This is a genomic window from Novosphingobium sp. (genome assembly GCF_027489515.1).
Classification (GTDB): domain Bacteria; phylum Pseudomonadota; class Alphaproteobacteria; order Sphingomonadales; family Sphingomonadaceae; genus Novosphingobium.
Window position 1 is genome coordinate 47045 of sequence record NZ_JAIXZS010000083.1, and the last position, 16787, is coordinate 63831.

Below are 16787 nucleotides of genomic sequence, written 5' to 3' on the forward strand. Positions count from 1 at the left end.
GAGGGACTGTCCCTATTTTTCGCTGAGACGCTCACCTTTGCGGTAACGTCCGGGGGAAAGACCGAAATGCCGGGCGAAGGCGCGGGTGAAGCTCGCGCTTTCGGCAAAGCCCACGTCGAGCGCGATCATGCTCACGTTGCGGCGGCTGGTGCGCAGCAGGCGCGCGGCGGTTTCCATGCGGTGGGCTGCCACCAGCGCGCGCCAGCCGCTGCCTTCGGCGGCAAGGCGGCGGTTGAGCGTGGGCACCGACAGGTCCAGCTGCTGCGCCACATCGGCAAGGCTTGGCGGAGCATCGAACGGCGCCGCTTCGATCATGGTCTTGACCTGTTCGGCTAGCGATGCATCGCTTCCGCGGCCCGCGAGGCGCTGGAGGTGCTCTTCGATGATCGGATGGAGGCTCGAGCTGAGCACCCGGCCGCGCAGTCCAAGGTAACGGTCTTCGAGCGTGAGCGTGTTGCAGTCCTGCTCGAAGAACACGTCGCACCCAAAGTAGTCGCGGTAGCGCGCGTAATCGCCAACGCGTTCGTGTTCGAAGCGGACTTCGCTGAGTTCGACATCGCCCCCGGTGAACTGGCGCGCCAGATTGAACATGGCGGCGATCGAATATTCGGCATCCTGCCGGCGCCGGGTGAGCGACTGGTCGAGCACCTGATAGGTGAAGGTCGCCCAGCCGCCCTCATCGGCGAAGTGGTTGCGGCTCGCCTGCTGCATGGTCGAGAGATAGCGGGTGAAACTCGCAAAGGCCGTGCGCAGATCGGGCGCGCTCAAGAACAGAAAGCTGAGCGGGCCGAGGCTTTCCGAACCGGCAAGGCGCCCGGTGTGGAGCCCGAAGTGGGGGTTGCGCACCAGCTCCGCCGCATCCTCGAAGAACGAAATGAAATGCGCGAGCGGGATGAGGCCGTCGGGGTCCTCGAGAACCTCACGCGTCACACCGATGCGCGCAAGCAGGCCTGCCGCCGAATGACCGGTCAGCTCGACACAATTGGCCACATGGCGCAGGAACTGCGCGGCGATCTTTGGCTCGGCCATGGGGCCCAGCCTATCAGCCGCGCCGGTACTGGCAAGGCACCGCTACTTCTTGTCGAGCGCTGACTCATAGAACGCGGCGCCCTGGCCGCCTGCGGCGCGGATGCCGCGGAATTCCCAATCGCCGCCCATCGCGGTGGAGATCACTTCCTCGGATTCGGTCGGCTGAGCACCGCAATCGTCGCGGATCGGGGTGGGGCCGTGGACGATCGTGTTGGTGAGTTTGCCGAGGCCTTCGACTTCCACTTCCACGACATCGCCGGGCTGCACGGGCCGGCTATTGGCGGGGGTGCCGGAAAGCAGCACGTCGCCTGGCTCCAGCGTGATCGTGCGGGCGATATCGGCGACGAGGTAGTGCATGTCCCACTCCATCTCGCTGGTATTGCCGTCCTGCTTGACCTCGCCGTTGACCAAGGTGCGGATCTGCTTGTTCCGGAAATCCCAGCCCGTCACGAGGCCGGGGCCGATCGGGCAGAGCGTGTCCGAGCCTTTCACGCGCAGCATCGAGCCTGCGTCGGTATCGCGGAAATCGTGGAGACCGTAGTCGTTGGCGACCGAATAGCCGAGGATGTAGTCTGCGGCTTCCTCGGGTGAGATGTTGCGGCACGAGCGGCCGATGACGATGGCGATCTCGCCCTCGTAGTTGAGGTACTTGCAGCGTTCGGGCCGCACGACCGCGGCCTTGTGGGTGTTGAGCGCCGTGATCGGCTTGTGGAAATAGGTGGGCGCAGGCGGGAGCTTGGTGATGAACTCGTTCACGCGGCTTTCGTAGTTCAGGTGCACGCAGATGATCTTGCTGGGGTTGCAGGGCGCGAGGTGTACCGCTTCGTCAACACCCACGCTGCGGCCATCCTTCGTGACGAGTTCGTCACCGTGGCGGGTGGTCAGGATGGGGTAGCCATCGAGCAGGATGCGGCGGTATTCGGTGGTCATGGTGAGGCCCTCTGATACTTGCTTGATCTAGCCCCTAGCGCGCCCGGCCGCCACAGGCATTGGCCGCTGCGGCCAAGCTTGGCCGGAGAAGCGCGCTAGAAGCACTGACACGCATCGAGACGAGGTAATGATGAGCAACCTGAAGGGCCTGTTCTATCCGCGCACGCCGACCGGCAAGGCGAGCATCGTGCCGCCGGTGCCGTGGCACTATTCTGGCGAGCTCATCACGCTGGAATACCGCACGGACCCCGCGAAGATCGCGGCGCTGCTGCCCGAAGGCTTCACGCTGGCCGAGGAAGACCCCGGCGCCGTCGCGGCGATCTGGGCGGACTGGCAATCGACCTCCGACGATCCCGCTCAGATCCTCGACCCGGTGCGGGTGCAGTACAAGGAGATGTTCATCGTCGTGCGCTGCCAGTTCCAGGGCAAGACCTGGTCGCGCTGCGTCTACATCTGGGTGGACAAGGAATTCGCCATGCTGCGCGGTCAGCATCAGGGCTATCCGAAGAAGCTCGGTTCGATCCAGATGAGCCGCCCGGTCTACGTTGGCAAGGCGGGGCCGCGCCTCCAGCCGGGCGGGATGTTCGGCGTGACGCTGGCGGCGTTCGACCGGCGGCTCGCGGAAGGGCGCTTCACGATCACCGAGACGGCGGAGAAGCCCGGCTTCGTCAACGGTCTGCCGATGGTGCACAACCGCTGGATGCCCGCCATAGAAACCGACGGAACCCAGAGCCTCGACGAAGTCGTCACGATGTCGAGCTACGACGTGGACTTCGGGCGCTGCTTCAAGGGCGACTTCGACCTCACCTACTTCGATTCCCCGGTCGAGGAACTGCTCGATATCGCGCCGCAGGAGAAGATCGCCGGGTACTGGCACGAAGTCGGCGTCTCATGGCGGGCGGGGACGACTTTGGCGCGCAACAATCTCGCCTGATCAACGCATTACCGCACCTCCCTTCATCACCAGTTTGATGGAGTGAAGGGCGGTGAGGTCGCGGGTTGGGTCACCCTCCACGGCGATCAGATCGGCAAGAAGACCAGTCCTCACCGCGCCGCGATCCTTGAGGTGGAAGGCCGCAGCATTGCCCGAAGTGGCGGCGATGAGGACGGCTGCGGGGCTCATGCCTTCGGCGGCCATCGCGGTCATTTCGCGCATGTTTTCGCCGTGGGCGAAGACGCCGACGTCGCCGCCCATGCAGATCGGAACCCCGGCGGCGAGCGCGGCGCGGAAGGCGGTGCGGCCTTCGGCGACTCCGGCGGGCGGGTGTTCAGGATCGGTCCAGCCGCGATAGCGGGCGATGGCCTCGCCAGCCGCGAGCGTGGGGCAGAAGGCGATGCGCTTGGCGGCCATCGCCTTGAACACGGCTGGCGTGCCTTCATCGCCGTGTTCGATCGTATCGACCCCGGCGGCGATGGCGCGGCGCATGCCCTCCGCCGTCACGGCGTGGACGGCGACGGTGCGGCCAGCATCGTGTGCGGCGGCGGTGGCAGCGTCCATTTCGGCTTGGCTGAAGGTCGGCAGGCTCGGTTCGCCCGGTCGGTAGTGGTAATCGGCATAGAGCTTCACGACGTCTGCCCCGGCGGCGATCTGGCCGCGCACCGCGCGCACAACGCCTTCGACGCCGCTCGCTTCCTCGGCGCCCTGGGGGACCGCGACGCCGGGTTCGAAGCCCTTGGGGCCATAAGCCCCCTCAGCGACGATGGCGCGGGTGGCGACGAGGAGGCGCGGGCCGGGGGTGAGGCCGCTGTCGATGGCTTTCTTGAGCCCCACATCGGCGTACCCTGCGCCTTCGGTGCCGAGATCGCGCTCGGTGGTGAAGCCCGCGCGCAGCGTGGTTTCGGCGGCTTTGGCCGCGCGGATGGTGCGCAGCGCAAGCGGCTCGTGGAGGACCTGATCGTCCCACGGCGTTTCGTTGTAGGGGTGGAGGAACAAGTGGCCGTGGCCCTCGATCATGCCGGGCATGAGCGTCTGGCCGGGCAAGTCGATGGTCGCGGTGCCGGGCGGGACGGTGAGGTTGGGGCCGACGGCGGCGATCCGGCCATCCTCCACCAGCACCTGCCAGCCCGGGTGGGGTGCAGGATCGGTGCCATCGAAGACTTGCGCGGGGCGCAGCAGGGTGCGCTGTGGTTCGGCGTTTGCAGTGGCGGGGAAGGCGAGAGCCAGTGCCAGGGCAGTCGAGGTCAAGGCTTTCATGCGCGGCGCTCCCCGTTCGAATTCAGGTCAGGTTGACACAGTTGACACAGTCCTGAGGGAAAACTCCGGAGGGCGCTTCCGGCGGGTGTGCTCCCGGCTCGGCGAGGCGTGCGAGTGGCAGAATTGCGCGGGTTTCTGGTCATGCGCGCAGTGTACCGCAGTGTCGGCGTGTAGGACAGAGGCGTCGGGGGGATGCTTGGCTGCGGAGTACGGGGCGGCGGGGGGCTGCTTTGGATGGTTTCAGAGCAATCGCGGTCATTCAGCTAGCACCCCCATTGCGGTCGTGAGCTAGGTTCGGCAAACCTGTGCGAATGGAAAAACAGATAGCAAAACGCTTGATTGACGCAGTGCTGGCGCTTGACCCCCTTCTTGGCGAAATCGATGTAGTGATCTCTGACGTTTCGGACGAAACCGAACGGAGGGCTTTGGCAAAAAGGCTTGGCGACATTTTCCGCCAGTTGAATGAGGCATTCATCATTCCTGTCGGTCGTGCGTATCCTGACTTGGCTGAGCGGGACTGATTAGATCAACCGACCCATTTCCGCTTTCCACCCAATAGCTGCCTTCCGGCCTTTAAGTACTGCTACCCAAAACCGGCCGTCACACCGGACTTGATCCGGGGTCCCGCTTCCTCGGCATACGGCGGGTTGTGGCGAAGAACCGGGACCGCGCGTGAAACTCGGGGGTGATGGTTGTGGCGGCTGCTCTGATGCTGTGTGAGCCGCGAGAGCCCACCCCAAACCCCTCCCGCATGCGGGAGGGGCTTCAGAGCTTGTTGCGGCGTTCGGGCTTTGGCTCGAGACGCCAAGGGGATGCAAGGGTGATAACCCTTGCCCGCCGGAGGCTTACGGCAATGGCCCGTCCGGTAGACCCAGCGCCGCGCGATCGGCGGTGGCGCCGGCGAGGTCTATGCCTGCCAGCGCCGCGCGGGCCTGTGCATCGAGCAGGCGCACGCGGGCGTCGGTGGCGGCTTCCTCGCGCATGTTGAGCAGGAAGAAGTCGCTCGCGCCAAGGTCGAAGCGGCGGCGTTCCGCGGCGGCGAGGTCGTCGGCGAGGCGGGCTTCGTCGTCGGCGAGGCGGGCGGTTTTGGCGGCGCCGTCGACGGCGATGGCGATGCCTTTGACCTCGACCGCGATCTGCTCGCGCACGAGTTGCTGGCGGGTGCGCAGGCCGTCAATTTCGGCGCGGGCCTCGGCGATCTTGCCCTTGGCGCTGCGGCGCTGGAGCGGGACGGTGAAGCGCACGCCGACGATGGCTTCCTCGCCGTCGCGCGATTTGCCGCCGGGGCCGGTAGCGCCGACATCGTAGGATAGCTCGCCGCGCAGATCGAGGCGGGGCTTCAGTTCGTTTTCGGCGAGTGCGAGCTTGAGTTCGGACTGGGCGAGGCGGGCGCTGAGGGTCTGGACATCGGGGCGGTCCATCGGCTGGCCAGGGCGCGTGGGCTTGAAGCCGGGGAGGCTGGCGGGCAGGCGCTCGGGGCCGGGGACGATGCGCTCGCCGTTCTCATCACGGTAGAAGAACGAGAGCGCGTTGGCGGCGGCGCCGAATTCCTGTTCGGAGCGTACGACGAGCGCGCGGCGGCGGACAATGTTGGTATCGGCCTCGGTGAGGAGGATGGCCGGGCGGGCGCCCAGCTGGACTTGCCGCGCAATGCCGGCGCGGCGCTGTTCGGCCAGATCGAGGAGCGCCTGATAGGCCTTGAGGCGCAGGCCGGCGGCGACCCAGTTCTGGTAGGTGGCGGCGGCGCGCGCCTGCACGCCGATGGCGACCATCTCGCGTTCGAGCCGCGCGGCGTCGATATCGCGCGCGGCGATGGCGATGCGGCCGCGGCGCTCATCGATGGCGCGGTCGCGCAGGAGCGAGAACAGGCCGCCGATCTTCAGCTCGCCGAGCCGGTCGGTGTAGGCCTTGTCCTCGTAGATCGGGAATGTACCGCTGCTGACGCGGTAGCCGCCGTAGATCGAGCCGCCGTTCTGCGTGAGCGGGCGGCTCGCCTTGCCTTCAAGATAGGAGCCCGAATAGTAGCCGAGGACGCGGCTCTGCGCGTCGATATCGAACACGGTGTCGAATGCGCCTTCGGCCGACAGTGCGCGGCCTTCGGCCTGGCGGACGCGGGCCATGGCCTCGACGATCTGCGGTGCCTGCAAGGCTGAGCTCGCGAGGACCTCTCCAATCGTCAGCGGGCCGGAGGCGGGAATTGCCGCCGGTGCAAGCTCGGGCGAAGTCTGCGCGGCGAGCGGCCATGCGCAGCCTAACGCGAGCGCCGCGAGGAGGGGACGGATCACGCGCATGTCAGGCAGGCCCCGTCACTTGGGCTTGCCGGCCTTGCGCACCGTGGCATCTTCGTCCTTCGAGACGCCGTAGTCGTCGCCGCCCTTGGCGCCCTTGCCGCTGATCGAATCCTTGATGTCCTTGCTGAATTCGAGCGGGAAGTCGTTGAGCTGGCGCCACAGTTCGTAGCCGACGCGGACGGTTTCCATCTGGATCCAGCCGCGCACCTTGGCGCCGAGCTTGGTGAAGCGCAGGTCTGGCCAGGGCTTCTTGCCGGGTGCGGGTTCGACAAGGACGCGGAACAGGCCGCCCGCGTTGGAGGTTGGATCGACCGCGCGGACGCGGCCATCGAAGATACCCTGTGCGACCGAGGGCCAGCCGCTGAACTGGATCGCGGGCCAGCCTTCGAATTCGAGGCGGACCTGCTGGCCGGGGCGGACCAGCGCGATGTCGCGGCCGTCGATATAGAGCGCGACGGCGCGGGTTGCGGTTTCGGGGGCGACGGTGGCGAGGATCGAGCCGGGCGAGACGACGCCGCCGCTGAGCGCGGCGTTGACCGTCTGGATGCGGCCATCGCGGGGCGCGCGGACGACCTGCGAGGACTGGCGGGCGAGCTGGACGTCGATGCGCTGGAGCTTGGCGCGCGATTCGGCGAGCTTGGCGCCGCCCTCGGCCACCTTGATCTGCGCCAGTTCGACATCGCGGCGGGCGATGAGGCCTTCGCGCCACAGCGCCGACGCGCGATTGACATCGAGCTGGGCGGTTGCGCGCGACTGCGTGACGGCGGCGATCTCGGCCTCGATCTGCGCGCGTTCGGCGGCGAGGCGGGTGAGGTAGTCCGGATCGAGATCGACGACGCGCGCGATGGGCTGGCCGGCCTTCACCTGCTCGCCATCCTTGACGTACCATTCGGTAATGCGCCCGGAGACGAGGCTGGATACATCGGCGGCGCGATCATCGGGATTGAGCGCGACGACGAGACCATCGCCGTTGGCGGTCTGGACCCACGGCACGAAGGCCATGACGAGCGCCGCGGCGGTGATGGCGAGCGCGACCAGCCAGGCGGTGATCACCACCACGCGCGGCGCCTTCATGCCCGCGAGCGTCGGGAAATGATCGATATGCTCAAGGCGATACGGCACGCCCATCTCCCTTCAACCGGTCTTCCCGTTCCTTGACATGGGCCGCGAGTTCGGCGGCGGACGCAAAGCGGATCTGCTGCTGGCGGCCAAGCCACAGCCAGCCATCGAGCGAAAAGGCGCCGGGGCGCGCGGTGCACTGGAGCACGGTGGTGCCGGCTGCCTTGAGGCGTTCGAGCACGCCGAACAGCTGGGCGGGCGGCATGACATCGAACACCGGCGCCAGCACGAGCACCTTGGGGCAGGCGAGGAGCGCGTTGGCGAGCTTCAATTCCATCACCTCGCCCACGGTGAGCGGCCAGCCGGACGAGGCGAGCGGCGTATCGAGCCCTTCCGGCAGGCTGGCGATGCGCTCGCTGAGGCCGACGGCGTCAATCGCATCGAGGATGCTTTCGGATGTGGCATCCGAGATCGCCAGATTGAGGTATTCGCGGATGGTGACTTCGACGATCGTCGGGCGGTCAAGGACGATGATCTCGGAGCGCAGCATGTACATGTTGAGGCCGCCGAGATCCGAGCCGCCGACAGTGACAAGGCCGTGTTCGGGCGCGACGTGGCGCTTGAGCAGCATCGAGAGCGTGCGTTCGACGCCGGGCTCGGGCACGGTGACGAGGCGTTCGCCGGCAGCAAGCGAGAAGTTGAGGTGCGTTTCGCCGAGCTTCACATCCCGCAGCGCAATCGCGCCGTCGCGCGGGCCCTGGGTGCTGGGGCGCGGGAGCTTCTCTTGCGTGATGGCATAGAGCAGCGAAAGCTCCTCGCACGAAGCGACGAGATCGTAGAACGTGTCGAGATACCAGCCGAGCTGGCCGACGCCGTAAAACACGCTGGAGAGGATGAGCTCGGCACCGACGAGCTGGCCGATGGTGAGCTCGCCCCCGAGGATCAGGTTTCCGCCGAGCGCCAGCAGCGCCGCCGAGGCGGTCGCATAGAGCATGAAGAAGGCCAGCGTCTGCGCAAAGCTGTAGCGGAAATACGCCTTGTGCTTGCTGATATAGTTGGCGGTCATCGCCTCCGATCGGTCCATCGCGAAGCCGACATGGCGGCTCGACTTGTAGAAGCCGTTGGAGCCGCCGACGCTTTCGAGCCAGCGCGCGGTATCGTGCTTGGCGTGGCTGAGCGCGACCGCGCTGGTCATCGAGCCGCGCGACCAGAGCAGCCAGATGACGAGGAGCGCGAGCAGCAGCACCACGTTGAAGGCGAGGAAGAAGGGGTGGTAAAAACTGGTGACTATCAGACCCACCGCTGATTGCAGGACGATGGTGAAGCCGCCGATGAGGAGGCTCGGCACCGATTTCTGCACCACGGTGAGATCGAAAAAGCGGTTGAACAGGTCCGCCCGGCGCGCGTCTCCGAAAAAGGGATCGCGCGCGTGGACGGCGCGAATGGTGATTTCGGCGACGATGCGGGCGAAAAGGCGGCGCTCGAACAGCGTCATGATGTAGACGCGCAGCGTGCTCAGCATCGCCACCACGAACAGCAGCGTGAAGAGCAGGCCCGCCAGCGTCCACAGCTGCGCGGGGAGCGCGGTGTAGGCCACGCTGTTGATCAGGAGCTGGACCGAGATGGGGGTGGCGAGCGACAGCAGGCCGATGGCAATGCCATAGACCGCCGCCAGCCGCAGATAGCCGGCGTCCGGCCCGATGATTTCGGCCAGCCAGCGTATTGCGTCGCGCAGTTCGACCCGCGATGGTGCCGCCATGAAGTTCCCTGAGAGCTCTGTGATCCGATACCGGTAGACCGTATCTAGGACATTGTGCGCTGCAGCGCCAATTACAACTCTTGTCTGTGAGCTATAGGCTGTGGTTATATCCCCCGATGATCACGGTCCGCCAGCTGCAGTATCTCGTCGCGCTCGCGGATGAGGGCTCGTTTGCCGAGGCGGCGCGGATCAGCCATGTCTCGCAGCCAGCGCTGAGCCAGCAGGTCAAGGCGCTGGAGGAGCGGTTGGGGGTGCGGCTGCTGGAGCGTTCGACCACAGGCGCGATCCTGACCCCGATCGGGCGCAGCATCGTCTCCAAGGCGCGCGGCATTCTCGGCGAAGTGCGCGGGATCGAGGAACTGGCGCGCTCTGCGGCGACGGGGCTGACCGGCACGCTGCGGATGGGAACGACGCCGACGCTGGGGCCCTACCTGCTTTCGCCGATCATCGCCGATCTCCACCGCGCCGCGCCCGGCCTCAGGCTCTATGTGCGCGAGGGGATACCGGACGAGCAGGCGCTGCAGGTCTCGCGCGGGGAGCTTGACGTCATGCTGGGGCCGCTGCCGATCCGGGGTGATGATCTTGAGATCGAGCCCTTGTTCCGCGAGCCGCTCGATCTGGTGGTGGCGGTGGACAGCCCCTTGGCGCAAGGGCCGGTGGCGCCGGCGGCGCTGGCGGGGCAGGTGCTGCTCTCGCTCGACACGCGCCACCACCTGCACCGCGAGACGCGCGAAATCGCCGAGGCGCACGCCATGGCACTGAGCCCTGACTACGAGGGCACGAGCCTTGACAGCCTTCACATGATGGCGGCCTCCGGCCTTGGCCTCACCGTGCTGCCGCGGCTCTATCTGCAGAGCGATGTGGGCGGGCTATCCGGGCTTGCGGTCGTCGATGTCGAGGGCTGGCGCGCGCACCGCTCGGTGGCGCTGGCCTGGCGCCGCGGCACGAGCATGGAAGCGGCGTTCCGCGTGATCGCAGAACACGTTCAGCGCTCGGCGCGGCGGATGCTCGAGCGAGAGCTGGGTTAGGGTTGCGCCGGGGCCTGGGGTGCTTGCCACCCGCCGCCGAGCGCTTTGAACACGCTGATCTGGGCGTCCGCACGGTCGGCCTCGGCTTGCGCCAGCGCGGCGCGTGTCTGCGCGCGCTGGCGTTCGGCGTCGAGCAACTGGAGGAAGCTGTCCGCCCCGTAGTCGAAGCGAGTGCGCGAGAGGCGGGCGGCGTCGGTGCTGGCAGTCATCGCGCGGCGCAGGGCGCCTTCGCGCGAGGTGGCGCCGCCGGCGCGGGCGAGGGCTTGTTCGGCTTCCTTGAGCGCATTGAGGATCGCAGCGTCGAAGCGCGCAAGCGAGCCTTCGGCCACTGCCTTGCTCTGCTCGACCCGGGCGCGTGCCGCGCCATTCAGCGGGAAGTTCCAGCTGATCAGCGGGCCGACCGAATAACCGACCGAGCCCGAGTTGCCGAGATTGCTGAAGCGCGTGGCGCCCAGGGATACGCTGCCAAGCAGCGTGATCGAGGGATAGAGCGCGGCAGTTGCGACGCCGATGCGCGCGGTATCGGCAGCGAGCGCGCGTTCGGCTTGCCGCACATCGGGGCGGCGGGCGAGAAGCGCCTGCCCGTCACCGACAGGTAGCGGTTCGCTTACGGTAGGTACGGCACGGCACTTGGCGGCAGCGCTGTCGAGGATTGCGGCGGGGGGATCGCCGGTGAGAACCGCGAGCGCATAGAGTGCGGCGCGGCGTTCAGCTTCGAACACCGGGACTTGCGCGCGGGCCTGTTCGACGAGAACGGTCGCCTGATCGACTTCGGCGCGGGTGCCGCGTCCTGCGGCAAGGCGGCGCTCGGTAAGATCGAGCGTGCGGGCCTGCAGCGCCTCGGTCTCACGCGCGACATCGGCCTGTTCGCCGAATCCGCAGGCCGAAGCATAAGCTCGTGCGGTTTCAGCGGCGACCGAGACACGCGCGGCATCGACGGCGGCTTGCGCGGACGCTGCATCGGCGCGCGCGGCCTCGATCGAGCGGCTGACACCGCCGAAGAGATCGGCTTCGTAGGATGCGTCGAAGCCCACGGTGAAGAAATCGTTGGTGATCGCGCGCCCGAATGCGGGGATGACCTGACGGCTGTGGCTGTACTGTGCGCTGGTGGTCGACGTGGGCAGGCGCGCGGCGCCCACTTCGGCAAGTGCCGCACGGGCCCGCTGGAGATTGGCGGCGGCGATGCGCAGATCGGTGTTCTTGGCCAGCGCCTGCGTGACGAGGCGGTCCAGCTCGGGATCCTTGAACAGCTGCCACCATTGGTCCGGCAGCGGCGAGGGCGTGACCGTGCCGTTTTCGAGCGCTTCGGTGAGGCGCACTTGTTCGGGCGGTAGCGCGGCAGGACGCTGGTAGTCCGGCCCCACCGCGCAGGCCGAGAGGATCAGCGCAGGGAGCAAGGCGGCAAGACGCTTCATGCCTCGCTCTCCGGAGCGGCAGGAAGCTCGGCCGCGGGCTTCGGCTTGCGGCGCAGCCAGCGCCCGACGCGCTCACCGAAATTGCGGCTGATGATGTAGAACGAGGGCGTGAAGAGAAGGCCGAAGCCGGTCACTCCGATCATCCCGAAGAACACCGCGATACCGAGCGCCTGGCGCATTTCCGCGCCGGGGCCGGTGGCGATCACGAGCGGCAGGGTGCCGAGGATGAACGCAATAGAGGTCATAAGGATCGGGCGCAGGCGCTGGTGTGCGGCGCGTTCGGCCGCGGCGCGGGGTTCCAGCCCGTCGTCTTCGCCCTGCCGGGCGAACTCGACGATCAGGATCGCATTCTTGGCGGCAAGGCCGATCAGCACGACGAGACCGATCTGCGTCAGGATGTTGTTGTCGCGCCCCATGATGCCGACGCCGACGATGGCGGCAAGCAGGCACATCGGCACGATCAGGATCACCGCCAAAGGCAGCACAAGGCTTTCATACTGCGCGGCAAGCAGAAGGAATACGAAGACAACTGCGAGGCCGAAGACGAGGCTGCCGGTGTTGCCCGCCTGCTGCTGCTGGAAGGCAAGCTCGGTCCATTCATAAGTGAACCCGGCGGGCAAGTTGGCCTTGGCGAGCTTGTCCATCGTGATGAGCGACTGGCCCGAGGAAAAGCCGCGCGTGGTATCGCCCTGAAGTTCGGCAGCGGGATAGAGATTGAAGCGCACGACGCGGTAGGGACCGCTATCGTTCTTGAGCGTCATCACCGCTGCGAGCGGGACCATCGTCCCCGAAGAAGCACGCGTCTTGAGGCGGAGGATATCGCCAATATCGTCGCGGTAGGGCGCGTCCGCCTCTGCCGTTACGCGGAAGGTGCGGCCGAGGAAGTTGAAATCGTTGACGTAGGTGCTGCCGAGATAGGTGCCGAGCGTGGAGAACACGCGCTCCACCGGCACACCGATCTGCTCGGCGCGCTCGCGGTCGATATCGGCCTTGAGACGCGGGGTCTTGGTGTTGAAGGTGGTAAAGACCGAATTGAGCCCGGGCTCCTGATTGGCGGCCATCATCATCTTGAATGCGGCGCCTTCGAGCGCGGCATAGCCGGCGCCGGAGCGATCCTCGATCATCATCTTGAAGCCGCCGCCAGTGCCGATACCGCGCACCGGAGGCGGCGGCACGACGATGACATTGCCCGCGGTAATGCTGCCGTAGGCCTTGCGCAGCTCGTTCGCGACCTGATCGGCAGAAACGCTGCGGTGGTCGAAATCCTTGAGCGTGATGAAGATCGCGCCGGCGTTGGGAGCCGTTGTGAAGGTCGCGCCGTCAAAACCGGCGAAGGCAATGGTGGCCTTCACTGCCGGGTTGTCACGCGCGATCTTGGCGGCGGCCTGCACGATCTCGTCGGTGCGCTGGAGCGAGCTGCCCGGCGGGAGCTGGACGACGCCGATCAGGTAACTCTGGTCTTGCGCCGGGATGAAGCCGGTGGGCGTTTCGTAGAACCGCCAGCCGGCGATGGCGAGCAGCAGGACATAGGCCACGCCGATCATGCCCAGCGAGCGCACCAGCCGCGCGGTGAGGCGGCCGTAACGCTGCGACAGCGTTTCGAAGCGTTGATTGAAGCCGCGCGCGAAGCGGACGGGTAGGCCGCGCCAGCCCTTCGGGCATGGCGTTTCATCATGATCGCGGGGCTTGAGGATCAGCGCGGCGAGCGCGGGCGAGAGGGTCAACGAAACGAAGGCCGAGATCGCGGTGGCGCTGACGATGGTGAGCGCAAACTGCTTGTAAAACGCGCCCGAGATGCCGGGGATAAAGGCGGTGGGGATGAACACCCCGCAGAGCACCAGCGCGATGGCGATGAGCGCGCCGGAGACTTCATCCATCGTCTTGTGCGCAGCCTCGCGCGGGGAAAGGCCTTCCTCCTCCATCAGGCGCTCGATGTTCTCGACCACGACGATCGCGTCGTCGACGACGATGCCGATGGCAAGGACAAGGCCGAACAGCGAGAGGTTGTTGAGGCTGAACCCGAATGCCGCCATCGCCGCGAAGCTGCCGACGAGCGAGACCGGGATCGCGAGGATCGGGATGATCGAGGCGCGCCAGCTCTGCAGGAACACCAGCACCACCAGCGCGACGAGCACGATCGCTTCGAGCAGGGTGTGCTGCACGGCCTCGATCGAGGCGCTGATGTACTCGGTAGGGTGGAACGGCACCGAGTAGACGAGACCGGGCGGGAACGACTTGGAGAGCTCGGCCAGTTCGGCATCGACCGCCGCGGCCGTCTTGAGTGCGTTCGAGCCGGGAAGCTGGGTGACTGCCAGACCGAACGAGGGGTAGCCGTCGCGATAGGCGTTAGTGCCGTAATCCTGCGCGCCAAGCTCGATGCGCGCGATATCGCGCAAGCGGGTAAGCCGGCCCTCGTCGTCGCGCTTGATGATGATATCGCCAAACTCGTCGGTGGTGGTGAGCCGTCCGGTGGTCTGGATGCCAAGCTGGAACGCAGTGCCGCCCTGGTTGAACGGGGGCTGCCCGACCGAGCCTGCGGCGACCTGCGCGTTCTGGGCACGGATCGCGGCAATGATCTCGTCCACCGTAAGGTTGCGGCTGGCGGCGGCATCGGGATCGATCCACACGCGCATGTTGTAATCGCGCCCGCCGATGATGCGCACGCCGCCGACGCCGGGAATGCGGCTCAGCCGGTCGAGCACCTGCAAGGTCGCGTAGTTCGAGACATACTGCTGGCTGAGCGACTTGTCGGGCGAGTAGAGGTTCACGACCATGAGGAGATCGGGCGAGTTCTTGCGCACCGTCACGCCGATCTGGCGCACTTCCTCGGGCAGGCGCGGCTCTGCCGTGGCGACGCGGTTCTGCACCAGCACCTGTGCCTGATCGACGTTGGTGCCGGCCTTGAAGGTGACGGTGATCGAGACATTGCCGTCGCCCGTGGAGGACGACTGCATGTAGATCATGTTCTCGACGCCGTTGATCGATTCCTCGAGCGGGGCGGCGATGGTTTCAGCAAGCGTTTCGGCGGTCGCGCCCGGGTAGTTGGCCGAGACGACCACGGTGGGCGGCGCGATTTCCGGATACTGGCCGACGGGCAGCGAAGGATAGGCGATCGCCCCGACGATGACGATCAGGATCGACAGCACCGCCGCGAAGATCGGACGGTCGATGAAGAAATGCGGCAGACGCATTACTTGGCCGTCGCCTCGGCCGCAGCAGGTGCCTTGATGGCGTTGGAGGCAGGGGAATCCGCCGCCGCGCGGGGCTTCAGCGGGATGACCTTGGCATCGACGTCCATGCCCGGCTGGAGCCGCGCAAGGCCATCGAGCACGACCTTCTCCGTCGGCGCAAGGCCGGTCTTGATCACGCGCAGACCTTCGACCAGCGGCCCGGTTTCGACATTGCGCTGCACTGTCTTGCCGTCCTTGCCAATCACATAGACGAAGCGGCGCGTCTGGTCGGTGACAATGGATTCATCGGGCACAAGCAGCGCGCTGTACATGCCCGAGCCCAGCAGGCGGGCGCGGCCGAACATGCCGGGGACGAGAAATCCGGAAGGATTGCTCACCTCGGCAAAGGCGCGGATTGTGCCGGAATTGCGGTCGATCGCATTGTCGACGAACTTCATGAGGCCGTGCCAACGGTAGCTCGTCTCGTCCGCCAGCTTGATGTCCACCGGGTTGGGGGCATAACGCGAGGATTCGCGCTCACCGGCCTGCGCCTGGCGGACGTACTTGAGGTAGAAGGTTTCCGCGCCTTCGAAGGCGAAGCGGATCGGATTGACCGTGACGACGCGGGTCAGCACCGTCTGCCCGGCGGCCACATAGGTGCCGATCGACACGCGCTTGTCCGAGACCCGGCCACTGATTGGCGAACGGATCGTTGTGAAGGACAGGTCGAGCGTCTTCGCTTCAAGGCTGGCGCGGGCGGCCCCGGTGGCGGCGACGGCGCTGCGCAGGTTCGCTTCCTTGGTCTCGAACTCTTCGCGGCTGATTGCCTGCGCATCGACGAGTTTCTGCGCGCGGGCCAGTTCGGTGCGGGCGTTGGTGAGGGCGGCCTGCGCCTTGGCGAGATCGGCGCGCGCCTGTTCGGCTGCGGCGCGATAGGGGCGCGGATCGATAGTGAAGAGCACCTGACCCTTCGACACTTCGACGCCCTCGCGGAAGTTCACGCTGACCACCGTTCCCGAAATGCGCGGGCGGATCTCGACGTCCTGTACTGCCTCGAACCGGCCGACATAGTCGTCCCAATCGACCACCTGACGCTTAAGCGGCACGGCGACGGAAACGTGGGGCTTGGGCGGAGGCGGCGGGGCTGATGGGGAGCAAGCGGCGAGCGCCGCAGTTGCGAGAAGGGGGGGGAGGATGATTCGGCGCACGTAACCTAAGTATGGGCACGCCGGTATGTAAGCAACCGTTGCTGCGGTGCAGCGACGAGAGCAGAGTCGGAGGGAGCAAGAATGGCTCAAAGAGGCAAGATTAGTCTTGCCAGTGGCGCAGGCGCAAATCCGTTGCTAAAAGCGACCTATTGCGACACGCAGGCTGGTGCCTGCATGCTGGGGAGTGGTTAACGTGGCGATCGAGGCAAAGGTTAACGGAAAGCCGGTCAGCTTTGCGGTCGAGCCGGACACGCCGCTGCTCTGGGCGATTCGCGAGGAGCTGGGGATGACCGGCACCAAGTTCGGCTGCGGGATCGCCGCCTGCGGGGCCTGCAGTGTCCATATCGATGGCGAGGTCATGCGTTCCTGCAGCGTTCCCATCAGCGATGTGGCGGGCAAGTCGATCACCACCATCGAAGGCCTCTCCGGCGCGGATGGCACGCTGACAGCCTTGCAGCAGGCGTGGATCGCGCATCAGGTGCCGCAATGCGGCTATTGCCAATCGGGGCAGATCATGGCGGCGGCCGCGCTGCTGGCGAAGACGCCCAAGCCGACCGATGCCGACATCGATGCGGCGATGACCAATATCTGCCGCTGCGGCACCTATCCCCGCATCCGCGCCGCAATTCACGATGTGGCCGGCACGGCTGCAGCGCCTGCCGCGGCCCCCGCCACGCCCGCCACCAACCCGGCCTGAGGAGCAA

Annotated in this window: 13 protein-coding genes; 4 read left to right on the top strand and 9 right to left on the bottom strand. The window is 66.6% G+C overall.

Annotated features, from left to right (window positions below; translation table 11 throughout):
• Positions 1 to 12: 12 nt before the first annotated feature.
• Positions 13 to 1029 (bottom strand): AraC family transcriptional regulator, encoded by a 1017-nt coding sequence (locus Q0082_RS14320; protein WP_298193837.1) that lies wholly within the window; start codon positions 1027 to 1029, stop codon positions 13 to 15.
• Between the two features lie 42 nt (positions 1030 to 1071).
• On the bottom strand, positions 1072 to 1959 hold the full coding sequence (locus tag Q0082_RS14325) for a fumarylacetoacetate hydrolase family protein (protein ID WP_298193840.1): 888 nt from the start codon (positions 1957 to 1959) through the stop codon (positions 1072 to 1074).
• A 127-nt stretch (positions 1960 to 2086) separates the two neighbouring features.
• Between Q0082_RS14325 and Q0082_RS14330 the strand changes: the two genes are divergently transcribed.
• On the top strand, positions 2087 to 2893 hold the full coding sequence (locus Q0082_RS14330) for an acetoacetate decarboxylase family protein (protein ID WP_298193843.1): 807 nt from the start codon (positions 2087 to 2089) through the stop codon (positions 2891 to 2893).
• Here the strand turns inward: Q0082_RS14330 and Q0082_RS14335 are convergent, their stop codons facing one another.
• Positions 2894 to 4153: an amidohydrolase family protein gene (locus Q0082_RS14335; protein WP_298193846.1), complete on the bottom strand. Its 1260-nt coding sequence runs from the start codon at positions 4151 to 4153 to the stop codon at positions 2894 to 2896.
• A gap of 311 nt (positions 4154 to 4464) precedes the next feature.
• Here Q0082_RS14335 and Q0082_RS14340 point away from each other — a divergent pair, with 311 nt between their 5' ends.
• Entirely contained in the window at positions 4465 to 4674 is a 210-nt protein-coding gene (locus tag Q0082_RS14340; protein WP_298193849.1) for a hypothetical protein, read from the top strand.
• Positions 4675 to 4998: 324 nt separating this feature from the next.
• On the opposite strand, the gene Q0082_RS14345 is transcribed toward Q0082_RS14340, so the two are convergent.
• The 3 genes from Q0082_RS14345 to Q0082_RS14355 are packed head-to-tail and all read right to left on the bottom strand — an operon-like array spanning position 4999 to position 9262.
• A complete protein-coding gene (locus Q0082_RS14345; RefSeq protein ID WP_298193851.1) occupies positions 4999 to 6444 on the bottom strand; it encodes a TolC family protein in 1446 nt (481 codons plus the stop codon).
• A gap of 15 nt (positions 6445 to 6459) precedes the next feature.
• Positions 6460 to 7518 (bottom strand): HlyD family efflux transporter periplasmic adaptor subunit, encoded by a 1059-nt coding sequence (locus tag Q0082_RS14350; protein ID WP_298194191.1) that lies wholly within the window; start codon positions 7516 to 7518, stop codon positions 6460 to 6462.
• Positions 7519 to 7549: 31 nt separating this feature from the next.
• The gene (locus Q0082_RS14355; RefSeq protein WP_298193854.1) at positions 7550 to 9262 is read right to left on the bottom strand and encodes an ABC transporter ATP-binding protein; all 1713 of its coding nucleotides are present in this window, start codon (positions 9260 to 9262) and stop codon (positions 7550 to 7552) included.
• A gap of 116 nt (positions 9263 to 9378) precedes the next feature.
• On the opposite strand from Q0082_RS14355, the gene Q0082_RS14360 reads away from it, so the two are divergent.
• Positions 9379 to 10290, top strand: coding sequence for a hydrogen peroxide-inducible genes activator (locus tag Q0082_RS14360; RefSeq protein WP_298193856.1), 912 nt, complete (start codon positions 9379 to 9381; stop codon positions 10288 to 10290).
• On the opposite strand, the gene Q0082_RS14365 is transcribed toward Q0082_RS14360, so the two are convergent.
• Genes Q0082_RS14365 through Q0082_RS14375 form a run of 3 tightly spaced genes read right to left on the bottom strand, consistent with a single transcriptional unit; the run spans position 10287 to position 15981 of the window.
• Positions 10287 to 11705 (bottom strand): TolC family protein, encoded by a 1419-nt coding sequence (locus tag Q0082_RS14365; RefSeq protein WP_298193858.1) that lies wholly within the window; start codon positions 11703 to 11705, stop codon positions 10287 to 10289. The two genes, Q0082_RS14360 and Q0082_RS14365, sit on opposite strands and share 4 nt — an antisense overlap.
• Positions 11702 to 14896 carry a multidrug efflux RND transporter permease subunit gene (locus Q0082_RS14370; RefSeq protein ID WP_298193861.1) on the bottom strand — a complete coding sequence of 1065 codons (3195 nt, stop codon included), beginning with the start codon at positions 14894 to 14896 and terminating at the stop codon, positions 11702 to 11704. The genes Q0082_RS14365 and Q0082_RS14370 overlap by 4 nt, the downstream gene beginning before the upstream one ends.
• Complete coding sequence (locus Q0082_RS14375) at positions 14896 to 15981, bottom strand: efflux RND transporter periplasmic adaptor subunit (protein ID WP_298193864.1); 1086 nt, start codon at positions 15979 to 15981, stop codon at positions 14896 to 14898. The genes Q0082_RS14370 and Q0082_RS14375 overlap by 1 nt, the downstream gene beginning before the upstream one ends.
• 295 nt (positions 15982 to 16276) lie before the next feature.
• Between Q0082_RS14375 and Q0082_RS14380 the strand changes: the two genes are divergently transcribed.
• Entirely contained in the window at positions 16277 to 16780 is a 504-nt protein-coding gene (locus tag Q0082_RS14380; protein WP_298193867.1) for a (2Fe-2S)-binding protein, read from the top strand.
• The last annotated feature ends 7 nt before the right edge of the window (positions 16781 to 16787 follow it).